At 67.8% G+C, this 19586-nt stretch carries 21 protein-coding genes; 11 read left to right on the top strand and 10 right to left on the bottom strand.

Translation table 11 applies throughout. The annotated features are described in order from the left end of the window. The first annotated feature begins 19 nt into the window (after positions 1-19). Genes BC793_RS33965 through BC793_RS33955 form a run of 3 tightly spaced genes read left to right on the top strand, consistent with a single transcriptional unit; the run spans position 20 to position 1720 of the window. Positions 20-379 (top strand): STAS domain-containing protein, encoded by a 360-nt coding sequence (locus BC793_RS33965; RefSeq protein ID WP_109600036.1) that lies wholly within the window; start codon positions 20-22, stop codon positions 377-379. Positions 380-404: 25 nt separating this feature from the next. Then, positions 405-1130, top strand: coding sequence for an STAS domain-containing protein (locus tag BC793_RS33960; protein WP_109600034.1), 726 nt, complete (start codon positions 405-407; stop codon positions 1128-1130). Positions 1131-1168: 38 nt separating this feature from the next. After that, on the top strand, positions 1169-1720 hold the full coding sequence (locus BC793_RS33955) for a thymidine kinase (protein ID WP_109600032.1): 552 nt from the start codon (positions 1169-1171) through the stop codon (positions 1718-1720). A gap of 19 nt (positions 1721-1739) precedes the next feature. Here the strand turns inward: BC793_RS33955 and BC793_RS33950 are convergent, their stop codons facing one another. Next, complete coding sequence (locus BC793_RS33950) at positions 1740-2468, bottom strand: Rossmann-fold NAD(P)-binding domain-containing protein (RefSeq protein WP_109600275.1); 729 nt, start codon at positions 2466-2468, stop codon at positions 1740-1742. Between the two features lie 47 nt (positions 2469-2515). On the opposite strand from BC793_RS33950, the gene BC793_RS33945 reads away from it, so the two are divergent. Next, complete coding sequence (locus tag BC793_RS33945; RefSeq protein WP_109600030.1) at positions 2516-2890, top strand: winged helix-turn-helix transcriptional regulator; 375 nt, start codon at positions 2516-2518, stop codon at positions 2888-2890. Here the strand turns inward: BC793_RS33945 and BC793_RS33940 are convergent. Beyond that, positions 2869-3687: a GNAT family N-acetyltransferase gene (locus BC793_RS33940; protein WP_158319439.1), complete on the bottom strand. Its 819-nt coding sequence runs from the start codon at positions 3685-3687 to the stop codon at positions 2869-2871. The two genes, BC793_RS33945 and BC793_RS33940, sit on opposite strands and share 22 nt — an antisense overlap. Positions 3688-3750: 63 nt before the next feature. On the opposite strand from BC793_RS33940, the gene BC793_RS33935 reads away from it, so the two are divergent. Beyond that, a complete protein-coding gene (locus BC793_RS33935; protein ID WP_158319438.1) occupies positions 3751-4443 on the top strand; it encodes a hypothetical protein in 693 nt (230 codons plus the stop codon). A gap of 11 nt (positions 4444-4454) precedes the next feature. Here BC793_RS33935 and BC793_RS33930 read toward each other — a convergent pair whose 3' ends face one another. Next, positions 4455-5669 carry an MFS transporter gene (locus tag BC793_RS33930; protein ID WP_239170433.1) on the bottom strand — a complete coding sequence of 405 codons (1215 nt, stop codon included), beginning with the start codon at positions 5667-5669 and terminating at the stop codon, positions 4455-4457. A 108-nt stretch (positions 5670-5777) separates the two neighbouring features. Here BC793_RS33930 and BC793_RS33925 point away from each other — a divergent pair, with 108 nt between their 5' ends. From BC793_RS33925 to BC793_RS33910, 4 genes are all read left to right on the top strand, one after another. Continuing rightward, positions 5778-6956, top strand: a complete 1179-nt coding sequence (locus tag BC793_RS33925) for a CobW family GTP-binding protein (RefSeq protein WP_109600022.1) — start codon at positions 5778-5780, stop codon at positions 6954-6956. A gap of 40 nt (positions 6957-6996) precedes the next feature. Beyond that, on the top strand, positions 6997-7743 hold the full coding sequence (locus tag BC793_RS33920) for an SDR family oxidoreductase (protein ID WP_109600020.1): 747 nt from the start codon (positions 6997-6999) through the stop codon (positions 7741-7743). 62 nt (positions 7744-7805) lie between these two features. Then, positions 7806-8483, top strand: coding sequence for a DUF6891 domain-containing protein (locus tag BC793_RS33915; protein ID WP_146246565.1), 678 nt, complete (start codon positions 7806-7808; stop codon positions 8481-8483). Positions 8484-8718: 235 nt separating this feature from the next. Next, positions 8719-9273, top strand: coding sequence for a hypothetical protein (locus tag BC793_RS33910; protein WP_109600017.1), 555 nt, complete (start codon positions 8719-8721; stop codon positions 9271-9273). Positions 9274-9569: 296 nt separating this feature from the next. Here BC793_RS33910 and BC793_RS52890 read toward each other — a convergent pair whose 3' ends face one another. Both BC793_RS52890 and BC793_RS33905 read right to left on the bottom strand, forming a co-directional pair. Beyond that, positions 9570-9740 (bottom strand): DUF6193 family natural product biosynthesis protein, encoded by a 171-nt coding sequence (locus tag BC793_RS52890; RefSeq protein ID WP_373871273.1) that lies wholly within the window; start codon positions 9738-9740, stop codon positions 9570-9572. 253 nt (positions 9741-9993) lie between these two features. After that, positions 9994-11415 (bottom strand): hypothetical protein, encoded by a 1422-nt coding sequence (locus BC793_RS33905; RefSeq protein ID WP_146246564.1) that lies wholly within the window; start codon positions 11413-11415, stop codon positions 9994-9996. A 287-nt stretch (positions 11416-11702) separates the two neighbouring features. Between BC793_RS33905 and BC793_RS52885 the strand changes: the two genes are divergently transcribed. Beyond that, the gene (locus tag BC793_RS52885; protein ID WP_109600013.1) at positions 11703-11948 is read left to right on the top strand and encodes a barstar family protein; all 246 of its coding nucleotides are present in this window, start codon (positions 11703-11705) and stop codon (positions 11946-11948) included. Between the two features lie 212 nt (positions 11949-12160). Here the strand turns inward: BC793_RS52885 and BC793_RS33895 are convergent, their stop codons facing one another. The 3 genes from BC793_RS33895 to BC793_RS49120 all read right to left on the bottom strand — a co-directional run bounded on the left by BC793_RS33895 (position 12161) and on the right by BC793_RS49120 (position 14393). Beyond that, positions 12161-12400, bottom strand: a complete 240-nt coding sequence (locus tag BC793_RS33895; RefSeq protein WP_109600012.1) for a hypothetical protein — start codon at positions 12398-12400, stop codon at positions 12161-12163. A gap of 525 nt (positions 12401-12925) precedes the next feature. Then, a complete protein-coding gene (locus tag BC793_RS33890) occupies positions 12926-13558 on the bottom strand; it encodes a DUF6928 family protein (RefSeq protein WP_109600011.1) in 633 nt (210 codons plus the stop codon). Positions 13559-14030: 472 nt separating this feature from the next. Further along, on the bottom strand, positions 14031-14393 hold the full coding sequence (locus tag BC793_RS49120; RefSeq protein WP_146246563.1) for a hypothetical protein: 363 nt from the start codon (positions 14391-14393) through the stop codon (positions 14031-14033). A 470-nt stretch (positions 14394-14863) separates the two neighbouring features. On the opposite strand from BC793_RS49120, the gene BC793_RS51770 reads away from it, so the two are divergent. Next, positions 14864-15718 (top strand): DUF6188 family protein, encoded by an 855-nt coding sequence (locus tag BC793_RS51770; RefSeq protein ID WP_239170432.1) that lies wholly within the window; start codon positions 14864-14866, stop codon positions 15716-15718. A 955-nt stretch (positions 15719-16673) separates the two neighbouring features. On the opposite strand, the gene BC793_RS33875 is transcribed toward BC793_RS51770, so the two are convergent. Continuing rightward, positions 16674-18047: a hypothetical protein gene (locus BC793_RS33875; protein ID WP_146246562.1), complete on the bottom strand. Its 1374-nt coding sequence runs from the start codon at positions 18045-18047 to the stop codon at positions 16674-16676. 387 nt (positions 18048-18434) lie between these two features. After that, entirely contained in the window at positions 18435-19220 is a 786-nt protein-coding gene (locus tag BC793_RS33870) for a hypothetical protein (protein ID WP_146246561.1), read from the bottom strand. Positions 19221-19586 lie beyond the last annotated feature (366 nt).

Below are 19586 nucleotides of genomic sequence, written 5' to 3'. Positions count from 1 at the left end.
CGCCTGACAGGGGTCCTCGATGACATCTGCGCACTCCATCAACCGGCTCACCGTCGTCGCCGATGCGGCCCGCGCCGGCAGGCTCCGGGTCCGTCTGATCGGGGAGCTGGACTATGACGAGACCGAGCGGGTGCGCAGCACGGTCGCCGGGGCGATCGAGCGGTGGGCGCCGGCTCACGTCGCCATGGACGCGACCGGCCTGACCTTCCTCGACTCCGCCGGCATCCGGGCGCTGCTGGAGTGCCGGGAGCTCGCCGAGAGGGCCGGTGCCGGGCTGTCGGTGGAGGGCGTGTCCCCGATCGTGCACCAGGTGCTGAGCATCACCGACCTGTTGGACCATCTGGGAGTCACGGTGACCGCGCCGACCGAGGTTCCGTAGCCGGTCGGTGAGCGACAATGGGTGGGTGACGGCCATCCGGTGCGACGTCGAGTCGTTCGGCACGCGGCTGCTGGTGCGGGTCACCGGCGACCTGTCCGTGTCGTCGGCGCCGCAGGTCCGGATGGCTCTGATGAAATGCCTGGTGGAGCAGCCCGACGCGGTCGTGCTGGACCTGGCCGGCATGGGTGTGTCCGAGTCGGCCGCCGCGGCGGTGTTCCAGGCGGTGTCCCGGCAGGCGGCGGTGTGGCCGGGCACGCCGCTGCTGCTCGCGGCTCCGTTGCCGGCGCTGTCGCGGCTGCTGGGTGGCGGCGGTCACGGCCGGATGGCGGTGTTCGACTCGGTGGAGGCGGCGATGAGCGCCCCGCCGGGGCCGCGCCTGCCGGCGGTCAGCGACATGATGTTGCCGGTGAGCGGGGCACCGCGCCGCGCGCGGGACGTGGTCGCCGGCGCGTGCGGGCGCTGGTCCCTGGAGCATCTGACCGGGCGGGCCGGCCTGATCGCGGACGAGCTGGTGACCAATGCGGTGGTGCACGCCCGGACGATGCTGAGCCTGCGGCTGACGTTGAGCGGGCGCCATCTGCTGCTGGCCGTGCGCGACGGCTCCGCCGAGGTGCCGCGGCTACCCTGCCCGGCCTCCACCGACCCGGACGCTCCGCGCGGGTTGCTGCTGGTGGACGCCATGTCGGCCCGGTGGGGCAGTCATCCCACCCGCGACGGCAAGGTGGTGTGGGCCACCCTTCCCCGATCATGATTTGAAGCCCGGCCGGGTGGGATGGCACGGTGTGCGGCATGGACCTGACCGTGATCCTCGGCCCGATGAAGGGCGGCAAGTCGCTGGAGATGATCAGCCTGCTGTCGCCGTTGCAGTATGCGGGCATCCCGCACCGGGTGTTCCAGTCGGCGCGGCACGGGCGGGACACGGCGGTGACGTCACGGTCGGGCGGCAGCCTGCAGACGGTGAAGGTGCACACCCTGGCCGGTGCGGCCGACGACGGCGTCGAGGTGATCGGCGTCGACGAGATCCACATGTTCACCGTCGACGACATCGCGTTCCTCGGCGCGGCGGTGCGGTCCGGGGTGAAGGTCGTGGTCGCCGGGATCGACCTGGACCATCGGGGGCAGTTGTTCGCGCCGGTGCGGGCCCTGTTCGAGCTGGCGCCGGCCGAGGTGATCTACCGGCGGGCGGTCTGTGACGTGTGCCGGTCGCTGGATGCCACGCACACGCAGGTGCTGGAGCACGGCAAGCCGATGATCCGGGAGCTGGCCCCGTCGACGGCGCTGCCCGACGACGGGACGTACACGTACGAGGCCCGTTGCCGGCGGTGTGTGGTCCTCCCCTGAGGCGCCGGCCGGGGTGGGGTCAGTACACGGTGGTGCGGATCAGCTCGTAGAGGCGGGCGGCGTCCGCCGGGTCCGGTAGTGGTACCGGGACGCCCCGGCGCAGGGCGGTCAGCGGGGCCGGCGGCGGGGCGTCGAGCAGAGCCTTCAACGGTGTCGCGGCTTTCGTCACCGGCATGCCGAACACCTTCGCCGCGCCGCCGACCAGCGCGCGCGCCGGCTGGTCGAAGTGGCGGTGCATGCCGCTGTCGACGAACAGCGGGTTGTAGAGGACATACCGGATCGGGCTGCCCGGGTAGCGGTCGGCGAACCCGGCGCCGAGCAGGTCGTTGGACCGGGCCACCTGCATCGTCGCGGTGAGCAGGGAGTAGCCGCGGGTCAGGGTCGGATCGTCCCAGTGGACGCGCCCGGCACGGATGCCGCCGACCCCGCACAGGTTGAGGATCATCGGGTCGGGGGCGCGTTCCAGGGCCGGGCGCAGGCCGTCCGCCAGCAGATAGCGGGCCAGGACGCCGATCGCGAAGGTCCGCTCGTGCCCCTCGCCGGTGACGATCCGTCTGCGGGAGAAGCAGCCGGCCGACAGGACCAGGGCGTCGATCCGGTCCGGTAGGCGGGCGATCAGGGCGCGGGTCTCCGTCACCGAGGTCAGGTCGGCGTCGGCGCTGCCCAGCCTGATGACGTCGGCGTCGAGAGAGTCGGCCAGGGCCCGTCCGATTCCGCGGGTCCCGCCCGCGATCACCACAGTGCGCATACTGGGATCGTCGATGCCGCCGGCCGCGCCCGAAAGAAGGCACATTCATGTCACCGGTCCTGCCGCTGCCCGTCACCACGGCCTCCCGCGAGACGTGCACGGCCACCGACGTGCTGCGGCTCGTCGGCGAGAAGTGGACCGTCCTGATCCTGGTCGTCCTGCGCGACGGCGGCCCGTCCGGCTTCAACCGGCTCGACCGTACGGTCGAGGGGCTCAGCCGGCGCATCCTGACCCGTACCCTCCGCGGTCTGGAGGAGGACGGGCTGATCAGCCGCCGGGCCACCGCGTCCCACGTCGAGTACGCCCTCACCGACCTGGGCGGCTCGCTGCTCCCGCTGATCCTCGCCGTCGGTGAGTGGGCGGTCGAGCACGCCCCCGAGATCGCCGCCGCCCGCGCCGCCTACCGCAGCGGCTTGCGGTAGCGGTGGTGGCGGGACACCACCCGGAAGCCGAGCTGCTCGTAGAGCGTGCGGGCCCCCGCCGGATCATGCCCCTCGGTCCGCAGCCGGGCCGGCCCGCCGAGATCGACCAGGGCCCGGGTGAGCAAGGCCGACGCCAGCCCGCGCCGTTGGAAGTCCGGGTCGACGGCGACGTCCTCGACCTCGTCGCCCTGCACGGCCACGAACCCGACGATCCGCTCCCCCGCCGTGGCCACCAGGAACGACGACCGATCCGAGCGGTGCAGCCAGTCCCGCAGCCGGTCCTCCGGCGGCAGTCTCACGAACGGCCGCCCGGCCCACGCCCGCTGCGCGAGCCGCCACAGGGCACCGGCATCGTCCACGGTCGCGGGCCGCACCGCGACCCCTTCGGGCAACCCCCGCGGCGGTACGGGTGAAGCGTCCCGCCGCATCCAGACCATCGTCAGGACCCGCGTGTAGCCCCGGCCGGTCAGCAGCGCCGCCCGGTCGTCCTGCCCGTCGTCGGCGTTGCCGCCGAGCATCACCGTTCCGCCGAGCCGCCGCTGCCGGGCGAGCCGTACCGCGGCCGCCTCGCTCGCGTCGAGCAGCAGCCCGCCGAGCCCGCGCCGCCGGTCCGCCGCCCGCACGTGTCCCTGGGTCAGAAACAGATGGACCCCGTCGTCCTCGGTCCACGACCGCAACCAGGCCCACCCGGCGACCGTCCCGTCCGCAGCGTCCGCGACCAGTGACCATTCCGCGGCCGCGAGCTCTTCGGTGACCTCGTCCCCGTCCCGGAACGCCCGCAGCCGATAGCCCGCCATGCCCGAACTGTAAGGCGTATCGCGGAGTGGGAGGCGGACAGCGGTGCCGTTAAGGTGCTTCAGATGGGACAGGTGGGGGATCCGGCGCGGGCGGTTCCGGTCGCCGGGGACGGGCCGGTGCCACCCGATCCGGCCTGGCTGGACCTGCTTCCCGGCGATCCGCTGGGTGCGATGGAGCGGTTCGCCGCCGGCTGGTTCCCCGACGCCGGGCCCTCTGAGGAGATCAGCATCGTGTCGCCGGTGCTGGGCCGGTTCCATCGCACGCCGGGCCACTGCGGGTCGGTGTTCCTCTACCCGGCCTCGCGTACCGATCGTGATCGGGCCGACGGGCTCGTGGTGTTCGGTCAGGAGGGCGACGGCGTCTTCCGGCTGTTGTTCGAGGAGGCGGGCGCGAACCCGCCGGTCTACTACGAGGGCCTCCGCGAGGAGATGGTCGCCGAGCGGGAGCCGCTGCACGGTTTCCTTCTGCTGTTCGTGCTGGCCCGCGCCGCGCTCGACGGTCCGTTCGGCGGTATGGCGTTCGCCGACGCCCGGCAGTTCCGGAAGGTGGTGGAGCCGCTGCGGCGGGTGCCGTTGCGGCCGTTGCGCTGGCCGAGCCCGCGGACCGACACGTATGTCGGCCCGGGACTCGTGGTGCAGGCCGGTCCCAGCGAAAACGGTCCCGGCGTGTTCGAGATCTACGTCGGCGCCCGTCACCCGGCCCACCTGCGCCCGCTGCGCGAGCTGAACCTGGACTGGGAGTTCTTCAACGGCTGACGGCAGGCTGGTCAGGGCGATTCGACGGTGGGCTCCGCGGGCGGCAGGGGACGGACCGCGGCGGCGATCAGCGCGGCCAGGCCGAGCAGCGCGGCGACGACGATCAGGGCGCGCAGCACGGTGATCCGGTCGCCGAGGAAACCGATCACCGGCGGGCCGGCCAGGAACGCGCAGTAGCCGATCGAGGCGATCACGCTGACCCGGGCGGCGGCGCGGGCCGGGTCGTCGCCGCCGGCGCTCATGCCGACCGGGAAGCCGAGGGAGGCGCCGAGGCCCCAGAGCAGGGCTCCGGCGTAGGCGAGGGCCGGGTTGGGGGCGAAGACGAACAGGGCGACCCCGGCGGTGCCGATCAGGGCGAGGACCCGGACGACGGTGGTACGGCCGTGCCGGTCCAGGACGGCCGGGCCGTACCAGCGGCCGATGGTCATCGCGGTGAGGAATCCGGCGAACGCGAGGGTGCCCAGGGCCGGTGACACGTGGTGCCCGTCGATCGCGGCGATGCTGATCCAGTCGTTGCCGACGCCCTCGGTGAACGCGAAGGCCAGCACGAACACGCCGATCAGCAGGGTGCGCGGCTCCTTCCAGGCGGCGAGCGCGCTCACCCGCGGCGCCGTCTCGGACGTACCCGCGCCGGTGTCGTCGAGATCGTGGTCGGCGATGAACAGGCGGGCCTGATGGACGACCGCGGCGACGACCAGCACGGCGACGCCGGTCAGGTGGGCGGCGACCGGCACGTGCAGAGCGACCATCACGGCGCCGAGCAGTGCGCCGGCGACGGTGCCGAGGCTGAACCCGGCGTGGAAACGGGACATGATCGACCGGCCGAGCCGGCGTTCGACGACGGTGCCCTGCACGTTCATGCCGACGTCCCAGGCGCCGTTGGCGAAGCCGAGCAGGAACAGCCCGATCACCACCGGCACCACCCCGGCGAGCGAGCCGAGGGCGGCGGTGGTCAGGCCGACGCCGAGCAGGACGGCCATCGCCATGACGGTGCGGGACGAGCCGATCCGGGTGACGACCGGGCCGGAGAGCGGGAGCGCGAGCAGCGAGCCGGCGGCGATGGCGAGCAGTACCAGGCCGAGGGCGGCCGGGTCGAGGCCGAGCTGGTCGCGGACCTGCGGGATGCGGGCGGCCCAGCTGGCGAACGCGAATCCGGAACCGATGAACGCGACGTAGGTGGCCGTGGTGGCCGCCCGTACCGTTTCCGGCTTTGCGGTGGTGAACATGTTCTCGAACATAGCTGCGCGGCGGGGAGCCCTCTTCGCGGTACGCGCGAACGACGGCCATGAGGCGAGTCGCTTTACAATGAAAACCATTTCCAACAAGATGGAGCGGTGAGCGTCCAACTGACCACCACCGCCGTCACCGTGCTGTCCGGGTTCGTCCCCAGCGCGGTCCGGGCCACCGCCCAGGCTCTCCTGCTCGCCGACGACCGGCTCGTCTCGGTGAGCCACGACATCACCGGCATCCGCGACGGGACCGTGCTGCGCACCGTCCGTACCGCGACCGAGGTGCTGGAACACGAGACCATCCGGGTCGAGCACGGCTGCGTCGCCTGCACCCTGCGCGAGGACGTCGTACCCACGCTGGCCCGCCTCGCCGCCGGACCGGCCGGACGCGACCTGCTGCTGGTCCTGCCGCACACGATCGAGCCGGAGTCCGTCGCCGCCGCCTGCGGCCGGATGACCGGGATTCGGTTCGACTCGTACGTCACCGTCGTCGACACCGACCGGTTCCTCGACGACCTGACCAGCACCGACGACCTGCGCCACCGGGGACTGCACGCCGCCGACGACGACCACCGCACGGTCGCCGACGTGGTCGTGCACCAGGTCGAGTTCAGCGACACGGTGATCCTGTGGAGCCGGCGTACCAGCGACCCCGCGCACGTCGACCGGCTCGGCGCGCTCGTGCACCGGCTCGCGCCGTGGGCCGTCCAGGTGCCCACCGGAACCACCCGCAGCCTCGACATCGGCGGCCTGTCCGCCCTGGTCCGCGGCACCCGGCGGCACGATCCGCAACGGCCCGGACTGCTCGGGCTCGCGCTGGAGGGCCGGGCCGTCGGCGTATCCGATCCGGCGTCGAGCGTCGTTTTCCGCAGCCGCCGGCCGTTCCATCCACAGCGCCTGCACGACGCCCTGGACGAACTGACCACCGACGCGGTCCGCGGACGCGGGCAGCTGTGGATCGCCAGCCGCCCGGACCTGGTCATCGCGTTCGAGTCCGCCGGCGGCGGGGTGAGCCTCGGCAGCCTCGGGCACTGGCTGGACGCGCTGCCCGCCGCCCGCTGGACCGAAGCCGGCGACCAGCGGCGGTTCGCGGCCGAGCTGTCCTGGGACCCGTACTACGGCGACCGGAACACCGTCCTCGCCCTGATCGGCCTGAACCTCGACGACACGGCACTGATCGCCCTGCTCACGTCGTGCCTGCTCACCGACGCGGAGGTGGCGGACGGGTTCGGGGCATGGCGCGATCTGCCCGATCCGTTCCGGGATTTCTTCCCGCCCCGGTGAACGGCTGTCACATTCCGGCGGGCTGGTCCGTCCTGGTGGCATGAAGCGCATCCTCGTCACCGGTTCGACCGGCACCCTCGGCCGCCCGGTGGCCGAACTGCTCACCTCGCTCGGCCACGACGTCCGCGGCCTCAGCCGCCGCCCCGGCGCCGCCCACCAGGGCGATCTCGTCACCGGAGCGGGCCTGGACGCCGCTCTCGACGGCGTCGACACGGTCGTGCACTGCGCCAGCGACACCCGCCGGCAAGGGCGGACCGACCTCCCGGGCACCCGCAACCTGCTCGACGCGGCCGCCCGGGCCGGTCACCCGCACGTCATCTTCGTCTCGATCGTCGGCGTCGACCGGATCCCGTTCCCCTACTACCGGATCAAGCTCGAGGTCGAAGGCCTGATCGCCACCTACGGCGGCACGATCCAGCGGGCCACCCAGTTCCACGAGTTCGCCCTCGGTGGCGCGCGGATCGCCGCACGCCTCCCGCTCGTGCCCGCGCCCGACGTACCGGTCCAGCCGATCTCCACCCGTGACGTCGCCGCCCGCATCGCCGCACTCGTCGACAACCCGGTCCCCGGCCGCGCCGAGGACCTCGGCGGACCCGAGGTGCTGCGGGCCCCCGACCTGTTCCGCTCCTACCTCGACCGGATCGGCAGCCGCCGGCGGGTGGTTCCGGTCCGCCTGCCGGGCGCCGCGTTCCGCGCCTTCCGCAACGGCGAACATCTGACCCCGGCGCACCGGTCCGACGGCGAGCGGTGGTCCGACTTCCTCGGCGGTACGCCTGTCAGGCGCTGATCCGTTTCGGGCGGCCCGGTGCCCTCGCCGGGCCGCGATCACGCCGTGTCATCATCACCGACATGAACGCATGGGTCTACAACGATCGCCCCGAGGGTGTGAGCTTCCTGCCCGGCCGGATCACCGGACCGGCCCGCACCGAGATCGAAGAGGAGATCTGGACCTGGATCGTCCGGGGCGAGGACGACCCGGCCGAGTTCGTCGACTACCTCGACGACGACGAGGAACGCCACGGCCTCACCGATGCGGAGCTGACCGCGGCCTACGAGAAGGCCCTCGCCGTCCGCCGGGATCAGCAGCGGTCGTGGGGTGAGGTCCGCAGCAACCTGACGCGGGCCTTCGACGACCTCAACGCGCGGGGTGTCCTGGCCCGGGAGAACTTCAGCTGCTGCGGCACGTGCGCATCCGCCGAGATCCACGACGAACGCGACGAGTCCCGGCACTGGCACGGCTACGTCTGGTACCACCAGCAGGACACCGACTCCCTGATCGCCGACCCGAGCGGCTCGGTCTACCTGGGTTACGGCGTCTACCCGCCGGAGGACTTCGACGAGGACGCGTACGAGGCACTCTCCGACGAGGAGAAGCAGGCCGCCTACCAGATCGACCTGGAACACCTGATGGACTCCGTGGTCTTCCCCACCCTGGAGAACCACGGCATGCAGGTCGTCTGGAACCGCGACCAGGCCAAGCGCATCCTGGTCACCGGCGCCCACTGGTACGCACCCCTGGACGTCTGAGTACCGCAACGGCACTCATCGGCGGGAGCGTACCGATGGTCGGCTCGCTGGGTGGGCGTGTGACGTCAAGCCTCCGCTCAACGGGCACGAGCGCGCATCACCACGGCGGGCGGCCTTCGCGCTCCGTGACGCGCGACCTGCGGCAGGTCAGTACGTCGGAGCGCCAGGCTTGACCAAGGTCATGAATCACCCTCCCTACGGGAATGGTGGGGTGAGGTTCTGGCACGATCCCCCCATGGAGATCGAACCCGGAAAGGGTGTAGCCGTAGCGCGGATCAGTGAGACCCGGGACGCGGTGGAGAGCCGGCTCGGGCTTCCGATGCATCCCGGGAAGCAGAGCCGGGCGGTTTACGACATCGGCCGGCTGCTGGTGATTTCCTATACAAACGACGATCTCGTGGAACTCGTTGAGCTTCCGCACGATGCAGGCCGAGGCGATGAGGCATTTTTCGACGGCGTGCAGCTGACCTGGCGGTTGCTGGATGACGTGGTCGCGGACTTGGCGGCGAAGGGCTACCGATACGAACAGGACGAGCCGTCGAGCTTCTTGTTCGAGGTGGGCTTTGTGCTGTTCTCAGTCGGATCGCGTACGGCGCAAGACCTGGGACTCGATGCCGGGGAGGGCGCTTCGCGATCCGTTTGTGAGGGCGTCTCGGTGGGTCCCTATGAGTATTTCGTCACGGAGCCGACCGAGGAGCAGATCGCAGCCTGGGAACGCGAGATCGAGGCTGCCGAAGCGGCGATGGACGCTGATGAGAGCATGCGGCAACTTCGTGGGCTGATGGAGTAGCAGCGGTTGGCGTAGCCGCGGTTCGTGGAAGGCCAGTGCGACAAAGGACTGTAGTCGCGTCTCTATCCGATCTTTGCGGTGGTTCTCGTACAGGCGCAGCCAACTGGCTTCGCGATGATCGCCGCGTTCCCGCGCCTGCCAGGCATCATCCGCACTCCCGAGCGCAACGACATCTAGGTACCACCGTGCCGCGTCGCCCACCGCTCCTGGTCAGTCACCGCTCCATGATGCACCGCGCTACGCCCGCGGTAGACGGGTTGATGGACGGGCTGGGCGTCCCTACGCGCGGTAGATCACTACGCAGGGTCTGTTGCTGGAGGAATGTTCGGCAGATGCGCGGCCAGGAGAGCTACGGCTTCGTCCGGAGTGGCGGCCTCACCCAGAACCTTGCCGTAACCAGGGGTATAGACCTGGTATGGGTTGCCGCTGACGATGAACGGCAGCGCATCCTCTGGAGAGACTGGCAACGATGCCGGAGGTGTCCGGCAGAACGCTAACGTCCCGTGAGTAGGGAACGGGAAGAACCACGGCGATCGGTGACTACATCCGCTGGCACAACCAGCGCGCCCGCCCGAAAAGCGGATACGCGACCAAGTCCAAGATCAGCCACCCGGATTACCCGTTCAAGGTCGCATGATGAGGCACTAGGCAGTTTCTACCCGAAGTCCGGTGCTCGGCGCTGCCCCGCTTTCCGGAGAAGCGAAGGATCGGGGTGACCGGTCAGAAGGCCCGGTACACCGGGTCGGGGTCCTGGGTGCTCTCGCTGCGGGGGACGGGCACGGTCAACTCCGCGGTCTGACGGATCAGCTCGGCGTTCTCGGCGTCGGTCATCTCGAAGTTGTCCACCATGGTGACCAGTTTCGCGCCGACCGCGTACGCGGTGTCGGAGGTCTCGCTCAGGATCCTTTCCAGCCGTGCGCGTGCCGCCTCGTAGTTGCCGACCGAGCGGGGATACAACTCGCCGAGGTTGGAGTCGAGCCGGGCCGTCCCGCAGATGCCGGCCGCGGCCTCGGTCTCCTGCGCGAAGCCCGGCAGCACTGTGTAGCCCGCGTGGTAGAGGTCGCGGACCGGCACCAGCAAGGGGTTCTGATCGATCGGACCCGGCTGGCCGGACTCGATCTTCGATGTCCAGGTCGGCAGCGAAGGGTTCTGCACCTCCAGATCCGGGTCGGCGAATCCGTCCGGGTTGTCGAGGTAGCCATCGATCACCTGGCTGATCCTGGAGTCGATCTGGTTCATCGCCTCGTCGACCCCGTTGATGGCCCGGTGGGTCGCCGCGAGGATCTCGATGGCGCTGTCGCCCTCGATCGGCCATGGTTGGTGATTCGGCCCCGCGTCCGGGGTGTTCAGCCCCAGCCAGGTTCCGGCGATACCGGCCCCGAGGCTGACGATACCGGCGGGAATAGCCAACGGAGGAAACGGGATGAGGCTCATGGCGCCCGCCGCGAGGCTGGCATAACTCAGGTTGCTCGCGCCCTCCCCCTGCCAGGTCGACCCGGATGGCAGCCTGCCTATGCAGGCATCGACGATGTTGTTGAGATCTTTCCCCAGCGACACCAGACCCTCGTGAAACATTTGCACGATGACCGCCAGCGCCCAGGAATAGCCGGTGTGCAGAGCGTTCGCCTGGCCGAGCGCATAGACGTACTCCCGCTGGAACGCCTCGGCTGCGTCGCCCCGCCAGAGGCCTTCGTGCACCAGCGCGTCGACCTTCTGCAGATAGTTCACCGACGCGTAGTTAAGCCGTCCGGTGATGCTGGCCGTTCCGGTGTTCACCTGGATGGAACTGCGCGGCCCGGCATTGGCCGTGCTGGACAGGAGGCCGGCGGTCAGCCGCAGACTGAGCGTGTCGTACGGGAAGAATCCGCGCAGCTTGGCGCAGATCGTCGTGACCTGGCTCTCCAGGTCCTCGAAATGTCTCTGCCACTCCCGCAGCATCCCCGCGCGGGTCGAGTTGTAGTGGCCGCCCTCGATGGGAACCACCCGGCCGTCGTCACTGAGCTCGCCGACACTGCGCATGTCGTACGCGAATCGCTCCCGGGCACGTTTCCCGATCACCGGCAATTTCGGACCAAGATCGCTCTCGATGGTCATTGCGCCTCCCCGGCGTCGAGTAGAGGCTAGGGCACGGCGCGCGCGCATTCAATGTCGTGAAAATGTCTCTTAACGGGCAGCGCCCTACGGATCAGAAGGTCAGGGGTTCGAGCCCCTTCGGGCGCACCAACGATCAAGGCCGTGACCTGTGGATAAAGCGGTTGCGGCTTTTTCGTTCCCATTTCGGTTCACAGGATTCCACTCGGTGGGAGCGTGGTGATCGCGTGTCGCGGAGTTGTCGATCCATGGCGGACATGCGCGTCCGGCGGGTGGCGCGGACGTGATGTACGAGCCGATGATCGTGGCGAGGCTGGCCAGGTGTCTCTCTTGCGAGAGTGTCCGGCCCGTGCGAGCTTCCTTCCTGGTTCGGGCGCAACGTCGACGCCTGGCGCGACACGATCCAGACGAGGGGGATCTCCAGCCTGATCGACCGGCATGACACGCTGGTTGTCCACGTCGATGGAACGGCAGGCCTCTTTTCTCGAAAGAACAGTGAGGTCAGAGATTTAAGGAGCACCTTCGCGGGCCGCCGGGCACGGCTGGTAGTTCACCACTCCAACCAGCCTGTCGGCGGAGTATGAGTCGATAGCGATTCCACAGTCTGAACCACCCTCAACTCGGCACGAGCGGCCGCCGGCCAACGGCCGTCAGCCGTGACGCTGGGGTGGCAAGCGGAACGCGACAGACGATTGAGATGAAGTCACCCTCGATCAGGTCACCCTGACATCGGCGCCAACGCGCGTCGGCGCCCGCCGGCAGCCGTGATGGTCCGTGACGCACGATCTGCGGCAAATCAGTGCGTTGCGCCTGGGAAGCCGAGGCTGCTTATATAGCCGGCCGTCGTCCAGGCAGTGGTGCCGTCTTGGCGACCGAGTACCTCGATGGTGAACGGCGCGAAGTCGTTGGTGCTGTCACGAGTCTCGAAGCCCTCCGAGGAGAGTATCTCCTTCATGACGCGGAGCATTCCCTCAAGGACCACCATGTAGTGGTCGAATGTTGGCGTGCCCACGCCCGCCGCCATGGCGGCGTCCATCAGTACATGGCTGGTGCCATTCGATGCGAACCGGCGCGTGGCAGTCCGCGAGCTTGTCGACCCGCACCTCCGCACCTCCGTAGACGAGTTGACGACTCATATTGGGAGACACGTCAGGAAGCCCGGCGGCAGCAAGCGCGTCTCGAACGATTCTCGCCAGAAGCTCCCGGCGAGCCATCACCTCGTGTGTCGCCAACTCGATCATAGCCACGTTCCTACCAGGCGTTACTCGGCTACTTGCCTCACTTCCTCAAATGAATTCAGCACTACGTTGTCGGTGGGCCGCCGACAACTCCGTGGGTTCCGGCCGGCTCGGTGCCGGCCCTACACGGGTGCCGCCAAGGGGCAGGGGCAGAACGTGATTGTCAGCGGCAGATCAGTACGTCGGGAGGTGAAGGAGCCCCGGTACCCCAGGACATCTGTCGTGGGGATCGCGGGCGTCAGCATGTCTCCAATCGCGAGGCCCGCTGCGGGCGGCCGACCGGCGGCTGCGCCGCGCAACGATCGCGGCGGTTCCGCCGTCCGCTATCGAACTATGAATCCGTGCAGGCGGACGGCATCAGCGTTGATGTCGTCGGGCTGCGGATAGCCCTCGCGGACGAAGCCGTACAGCGCGCGCAACGCTTCCTCGCCCATTTCCAGCGGATGGAACGACAACGGGTACGGCTCCTCGTCCTCCCAGTCCGGATCCGCTTCAACCGGATGTTCGCCAGCCCAGAAGGGGTGCTCGAACACGAGTGGCTCACCAATGTTCTCGGTGATTCCACCGTCTGGGGAGAGGCTCAGCGAGCGGATCAATGTTCCGTTCTCCCACACTGCGAAACAGAGCAAGTCATTGACGGAGTGCATGCCATGCATGAGGATCCGTCTGCCCTCACCCAGTTTCAGCAGGTGCTCCGGCAGTTCTGACGGCCGGTCAAGAACGAGTCGCCGGTCGCACAGAATCTCAGCGCCGGCCAACACCCTGGCATACGTCCGATCCGCAGGCGGATATGACAGCCTCGTCAGGAACTCGTCTTCGGTCGGCGTCACCTCGCGCCCGGGGTGAACGGCGTGAACCAGACGCTCGGCCTCTGTCTGGAGGGACGGGATCTCGCTGATGAGTGCCGGCCGCAGGTCGCCGTCTGAGAAAGCCAGCAACGCCGTCTTCGCTCCCATGACATCTCAGCCTAACGGCGATCGGACCGTGCATGCGACGGTTCGACCGTGGGCCGGCATGGCTGGATTCGCGTGTACTAAGCCCGGCTCTTCCGCTGGCATGGCTGCTGCATGTCGAGCCCTCGCTCAGGGCACTCGCGTTGCACGAGGTAGGAAGACCCGCAGTTGGTGCTACCGATCGCCACGCAGTCTCGGAGGACCCCCGAGGGACCCGAAGTTAGCCATGACACGGTGTAACGAGCGGATCGCGGCAGTTGAGTGCATCTTCGCGCAGGGTAGGCGGCGTCGCATTACGGATCCCAAACTTACGTACGGTGGGTGTCGTGACAGCTCAAAGACGGCTGCCTGAGAACCTTGACAAGTTCTTGGCGGCAACGGGAGTCCAGGCCAATATCGGCCACCGGAACCGCTTCAATCCAATTTAAGATAGCGCCAGGGGCAACGCTCCGGTTGTTGCTATATCATCATCGATTCAGGCTGTCGACTCCCGATCTTTCCAAATAGCAGCCCTCAAGAGCATCACATTCAGAAGCATGGCACGCTCGTAAGAGCTAAAGTCATACTTATCTAGCACGTCCTTCTTCATTCGCTCCAGCGAAGCTCTCGAACTCACGCCAATCCCCACGCCGATAGGGAAAATTACGAAAGCAACATAGCTGATCGCTTCCGCCACCTCCAGCGGAGCCCTAAGTATCGCCAGCACGAAAATCGCTATTACAGTTGCCGGAAGTGAAGCCAGCAACCTGAGCGCCCAAACCGAACGCCTAAAAGCCGGCGCGCAACGCAAACGGTGGCGGTCTTCCTCGGAAATCCGAGCCAATCGAAAATCTTCCACTCTTGGTACGTTACTGTTTAAGGACAAACGCACCTACCGCCGCTGACACGAGCAAGCCTTCGCAGGCGGTTCGGGACCGGTAAATCGGTCTCGAACGATCTGCGCACCGTGAGTGGCACCCGGATCGTATGGTGCTGTCCGATCACTCGGCGCGCACCCTAACCGGCATTCCACGCGCCCGGCGCTGCTCGTACCGTCGAGACACCTCCGGCGGTTCCCCACCCGGTGACGTCCGGTGGCCCGCTGCTGCGGGCGGCAACCCACCACCGGCAGACGTGGCCGAGACCGTCGGGCACCACGTCGGCCGAGGCGGTATCGTGCTGGACCTCAGCTCCGATGGCCGTTTGCTCGGCATGGAGGTCATCGGCGCCAGACAACTCCTGGGCACCGGAGCCCTGCCGACGGCAGATGGGCTGTAAGTCCGCCCCATCAGCGGCAGTTGAGTAAGCCGCAGAAGGCATAATCGGCTCGTGCCTCCAGCGCTTGAAGACGCCGATCTGGCCAATCGGCTGCTACATGCTGTCGTCGGCTACCGGCTACTGGCCTTCCGCATGGGTGGAGGTGTACGGCTGGAGTTCGACGACGATGCCTTTCACGAGCTCACGATCGAAGGCTCGCTGCGATTCGTCCGTGCTGACGGTCCCGAACGGCATGGCGAACCCGTCAGTCTCGACGTGGCCGAGCAGCTCATTCAGTTGCTGAACACCCCAGTCACGGCGGCAGCGGTCGATCCACACGGCACGTTGGCAGTTACCTTCGGCAGCGTCGACCTCGTGGTGCCTTATGACGAGATGTACGAAACCTGGCAGATGCGCTCCGATCAAGGGCTACTGATCGTGAGCATGCCTGGTGGCGATCTCGCGATCTGGAACCCCGAAATCGATGGCCCGGACCGTCGCTGGCCGTCCCGGCGACGGCCGACGCGCACGGACGGCGGCAGATCCGGACGTTGCAGGCTGTCCCTCATGATTGACGTCATGGGCGCCGGCGATCCGTATACGACCATCACCGAGTCGACATTCGTGGCCCGGTTCCTTCTCGATCCCCGCACGGACACCGCGGCGTCGGTGGCCAACGTTGACGCGTTCGTCGACCTTCCGGACGGCGCCACGTGGGCACTGACGATTTTCACCGTCGAGGAGGTTGCGCGCCTGTTGGCGCGCTGGAAGGAGACGGGCGAGGTGGCCAACGGCAGCTACTTCTGGGCTGTCGACCAGCTCATCGTGCCTGAACCGGGCGTTGCGGCGATGACCGCGGCGATCCGGGAACTGGTACGCAGCGGTGATATCACCAGCGTCGGCGTCAGGTGCGACAACCCAGACTGAGGCGCGGACTGCGGCAGATCCGTGCGTCGGGTACGGCTTGGCAACCGAGGAACGTGGTCAATGCCTCATGCGACTTGGCATTGGTATGCGTTGTGCACAATGCCGCCGGAGCGCGATGGCCGCAGGCGGCCAGCTTCAGGTCACACCTTGGTCAACTCGATTTATTGTGATAGGGCGACCTTGCGATTTCTGACCGGCGTGACGCCTCGTTGCCCGTCGCTGCGTTCGCCAACGCCTCAAGATTCTAGACCGCTACGCGGCTAACCTTGCTTGGCGATAGATGCTGAGCTATGGTCAGCTCGAAAATGTCAGTCGTTTCTTCTGGGCCGGAAGTTAGGGAATAGTAATGTCTCTCGTTCGTCGCCGAGCGACCGCCACACTGACCGTCTTGTGCGCACTCGTGGCCGGGCCCATGATCAGCGCCACTCCTGCGAGTGCCGCCTCTTCGGTTACCTGTACTGTCTCCACGCTTGAGTCTAGTTGCCAAACCGCAGTGATCAGCGCACCAGACCACAGCTTGTATTGGAGTGCCCAACCCACGATCGCAATCTGCGTTGACACACCTGCCACTCGTTACCGGTTCTGGGACATTGATACCGGTGTCACTATCAAATCCGGCACTATCAACAGCGGCTTCCTCACCAAAGGGACAGTCACGGGCTTGTATGGACGCTACCGCATGCGTATTGACGGACGTTGTGCATCTCGAGCCACATTGACGGCATAAATTTGAAACCTGCAATCTATTAAATCCATGCGGTTGTCGGGGTGTTCCCCCGTGGGTGCACCCGACACTTCCGCGTAAGTGAGTGTTTTAAGCACGATCCGCCGGGGTCATCGGTACTTTGACCAACCAGCGCATTCTCATCGGCAGTTCCGGGCGTTGAGCCTTGGCGTACTGATTACGCGTTGTGACGAGGGATGCTGCATCGGGAGCCGCTGGCCCGCAGTGAGGTCATGGTGCTTCGGTGTCGTGATGGCGAGGGTCGAGCTTGTGGCTGATGACGGTAAGGGCGCCGTTACCGAGGATCAGCGACGTGTCCGGGATGCCCGAGACGGTGTCGGGGGCGGTGAACGCGGCGGCGTCCAGCGTGAGGCGCGTTGACCGGGAAAACTCCAGCGCCTGTAGCGTCCAGCCGTTGTCATCGTCCGGGGCGGCGAGGTTGATCACCGCGGCGGCATCACGTGGTGTGCCGTACAAGGTGTGGGCGGCGGTGTAGCCAGCCAGGGTGAGCTGGGCCTGTGTCGGAAGGCCCGCGGCGGCAGGCCGGTGCGGGCCGGTCCGCGACAGCTGATGGAGCCAGTGGCCGTCCGGGAGCCATCTCGCAATTCTGCGGGCCAGCTCGGGACTCGCGCCGATCCATTGCTCGGCAAGCCGGCGAAACGCATGGTCACGTTTTGATCGGGGCTGCGCGGCGGCGGCGAGTATTCCGTCGCCAGCGCCGGCGAAGGCGTCGCAGAGCTCCCGCAGCGGGGCCGAGCCGGCAAGCTTCGCGTAGCGCACCGAACGAATCTCCAGCATCGCCTGATGGAGCACGAACGCGGCGTCCCACGCGGCTCCACGCGGTTTCGGCCCAGTACTCTCCCGGGGCCGGCGTGTGGTGGTGCTTCGGCTCGGGGTGTCCGCGTCGGCGGCCCGACCACGACGCGAGAGGTGCCAGGACGGGTCGTCGAAGGTGACGACGGCAGAGGCGGCGCGAAGGTGACCTTGGGCGCCGATACGAACCTCGACTCCGTCGGCACCGGTGGTCAAGGTCGCGCCGGCCCCGTCGCTGCTGTCGAACTGCACGGCCCGGACGTCATCGAGCATCACCTGCACGACCGCATCCGTCTGATCGGGTGGGCTGGCGTAGCGGCGCGGGGCCGTCAGCGCGAGATAGCCGGACAGGTCCTGTCCGGCGCGTTCCACCCGGACGGTCCGGACCTCGGCGCGGGTCAGGTCGTAGTCGTCCGCGATGCTCGCCGCGACCGCCTCGGTCACCGGTACGGCACCAGGCCAAACCCGACCCAGGCTGTCGCGGTGGTGCACCGTCTCGGGAACCGGTGGGCCGAGCAGCGGCTCCAGCCCGTACCCGGCGGCCCCGGCTTGCTCGATCATCCACGCCCGGCGCTGCGATCCCAGCCCTGCCATCCAGCGCAGCGCCGCTCTCGCACGCCGCTCACGCACCCACCCCGGACGGCACAGCGCGACGCCGAACAGCGGGTAGGTGTTGTTGTCCCAGACGTCCGCGACCTGGATGACCTTCTCCCGATCGAAGAAGCGGCCATCGGCCGCCGATTCCCTGATCTGGACGAACGAGCGGTCCAGGAGGGCGGCGAACATCGACATCGCGGAGGCCCCGGTCATGACCGAGGAGCCTAGGGGAAGCCCGAAATAGCCTCCGGGCCCCGGGATCGCGGCTCGACCATCCGCGTCGGGTGATACTTCGGAAAGCAGAATGTCAGTGCCAGTCACCTCGGCCACGGAACGTGATCAGGATCCTCTTGGTGAACGCACACGACCGGCGGCAAATCCGGCTGTAGTGCTATTCGCCAGCGTTGCCGATGGCCTTCCTGCCAAGGCCGGACCGAGATGTTGGCTGCCGGCAAGCCTGTCTACTCCAGCGCGGGGGCGCGTACACGCGCGTCGCATCAGATCCGGATGCCGACGAACTCCAAGTAATGACTCCGCCGGCCAGGGTGCGGAAAGGGCGGTGCGTGTCGATGCCGTGCGTGATCAGCCCTCCGGTGTGCTTCGCTCGTCGCCGAGCTCTTGAAGTCCGGCGGCGAGCCGGCGGGTGAACGCGAGGTCTGGAAGTTCCCGGCCAGCAACCTCGTCGTCGTCGATGGCTATGCCGCCGCGGAAGCCGCCACCGCGGAACGTCTCCCTCAGGTAGTCGACGAACCAGTCACCGAACTGGTCCTCCTCGTTACAGATCATCCCGTAGATCTGGAAGTCGGCGCCGTTGTCGGGCAGCAGGACGTGATAGTTCATGCCGCCGCTGTAATTGGCCTTATGGCACTCGTCCGGGGCCAGGTACCAGGCAGACCTGCCCTGCCTTTGGTCCCACTCAGCGTCCTCGTTGTCCAGAGACTGAACGACCAGGGGGTCGTACTCCCCGGCGTAGCTGAGCTCGGGGACCGGCTCGGGTGCGTTCTCCCGCTTATGCCACTGGACCAACTGGTTCGCCGACTGCATGAAGTTCACGGTGCCCACGAACTCGTAGAACGCCCGTAGAGACAACGGCAACGGCCCGTGCCTCCGTTCGAACGCGTCGAGTTGTGCACCGGCGTCCGCAGCCGGTGGTACGTGAGCCCGGTCTTGCGCGGCCAACTGATATCCGGAGTCAATCAGGCGTGCCCGCACCCTTTCAACGTTTCCGCGCACTCGCCGCATCGTCTCCGCGGCCACGCCACGGGCGTCGTCGTATTGTGCGTGGCCACGCTCGATCGGCCCGAGTGCTCGCAGTTCCGCCCATACTTGGTCACGTTCGCCACTGAGATACCGGTCGAGAAGACTCACACCGAATGATCTTGCCGCTCGCGGTCCACCGTCACAAGCAGCGCAAGTGCGGCTGGAATCGCCGCTGAACGTCCGCTCATGGGCAGTTCAGCACGTCGGCAGTCGAGACCGGTCATGGAGGGTAACGGCCCGGCGAGCCGCCTCCGCACGCTCGGCGGCAGGCACGTGCGATGGTGGGCGGTCCAGGCAACTGGCAGGTCGGTCCGCGGGCGCGATGCGGATTCCGGCAGCGGGTGCGTTCTGGTGAGGTTCTCGCCGAGCGACCACCGCTGCCATGCATCTCATAGGTCGATGTCCATCGCGCTCGCGGCGGCATGTCAGTGCCGACTACCCCGCCCGGCATCCCCGGCTGATAGCTGTCAGAGG

The sequence above is a fragment of the Actinoplanes xinjiangensis genome (genome assembly GCF_003148685.1).
Taxonomy (GTDB): domain Bacteria; phylum Actinomycetota; class Actinomycetes; order Mycobacteriales; family Micromonosporaceae; genus Actinoplanes; species Actinoplanes xinjiangensis.
Note: the sequence above shows the minus strand (reverse complement) of the source record. Positions and strands in the feature narration are given on the sequence as shown.

Excerpts from the sequence above, each read along its gene's own strand:
- BC793_RS33950 (WP_109600275.1), bottom strand. The coding sequence starts at position 2,468 with ATGCGCACTGTGGTGATCGCGGGCGGGACCCGCGGAATCGGACGGGCC.
- BC793_RS33905 (WP_146246564.1), bottom strand. The coding sequence starts at position 11,415 with ATGCGCGCGCGCCGTGCCCTAGCCTCTACTCGACGCCGGGGAGGCGCA.
- BC793_RS33930 (WP_239170433.1), bottom strand. The coding sequence starts at position 5,669 with ATGTTCACCACCGCAAAGCCGGAAACGGTACGGGCGGCCACCACGGCC.
- BC793_RS33945 (WP_109600030.1), top strand. The coding sequence starts at position 2,516 with ATGTCACCGGTCCTGCCGCTGCCCGTCACCACGGCCTCCCGCGAGACG.
- BC793_RS33915 (WP_146246565.1), top strand. The coding sequence starts at position 7,806 with ATGAACGCATGGGTCTACAACGATCGCCCCGAGGGTGTGAGCTTCCTG.
- BC793_RS33940 (WP_158319439.1), bottom strand. The coding sequence starts at position 3,687 with ATGGCGGGCTATCGGCTGCGGGCGTTCCGGGACGGGGACGAGGTCACC.
- BC793_RS33875 (WP_146246562.1), bottom strand. The coding sequence starts at position 18,047 with ATGTCGATGTTCGCCGCCCTCCTGGACCGCTCGTTCGTCCAGATCAGG.
- BC793_RS33920 (WP_109600020.1), top strand. The coding sequence starts at position 6,997 with ATGAAGCGCATCCTCGTCACCGGTTCGACCGGCACCCTCGGCCGCCCG.
- BC793_RS33910 (WP_109600017.1), top strand. The coding sequence starts at position 8,719 with ATGGAGATCGAACCCGGAAAGGGTGTAGCCGTAGCGCGGATCAGTGAG.
- BC793_RS33895 (WP_109600012.1), bottom strand. The coding sequence starts at position 12,400 with ATGGACGCCGCCATGGCGGCGGGCGTGGGCACGCCAACATTCGACCAC.
- BC793_RS33965 (WP_109600036.1), top strand. The coding sequence starts at position 20 with ATGACATCTGCGCACTCCATCAACCGGCTCACCGTCGTCGCCGATGCG.
- BC793_RS33955 (WP_109600032.1), top strand. The coding sequence starts at position 1,169 with ATGGACCTGACCGTGATCCTCGGCCCGATGAAGGGCGGCAAGTCGCTG.
- BC793_RS33890 (WP_109600011.1), bottom strand. The coding sequence starts at position 13,558 with ATGGGAGCGAAGACGGCGTTGCTGGCTTTCTCAGACGGCGACCTGCGG.
- BC793_RS33935 (WP_158319438.1), top strand. The coding sequence starts at position 3,751 with ATGGGACAGGTGGGGGATCCGGCGCGGGCGGTTCCGGTCGCCGGGGAC.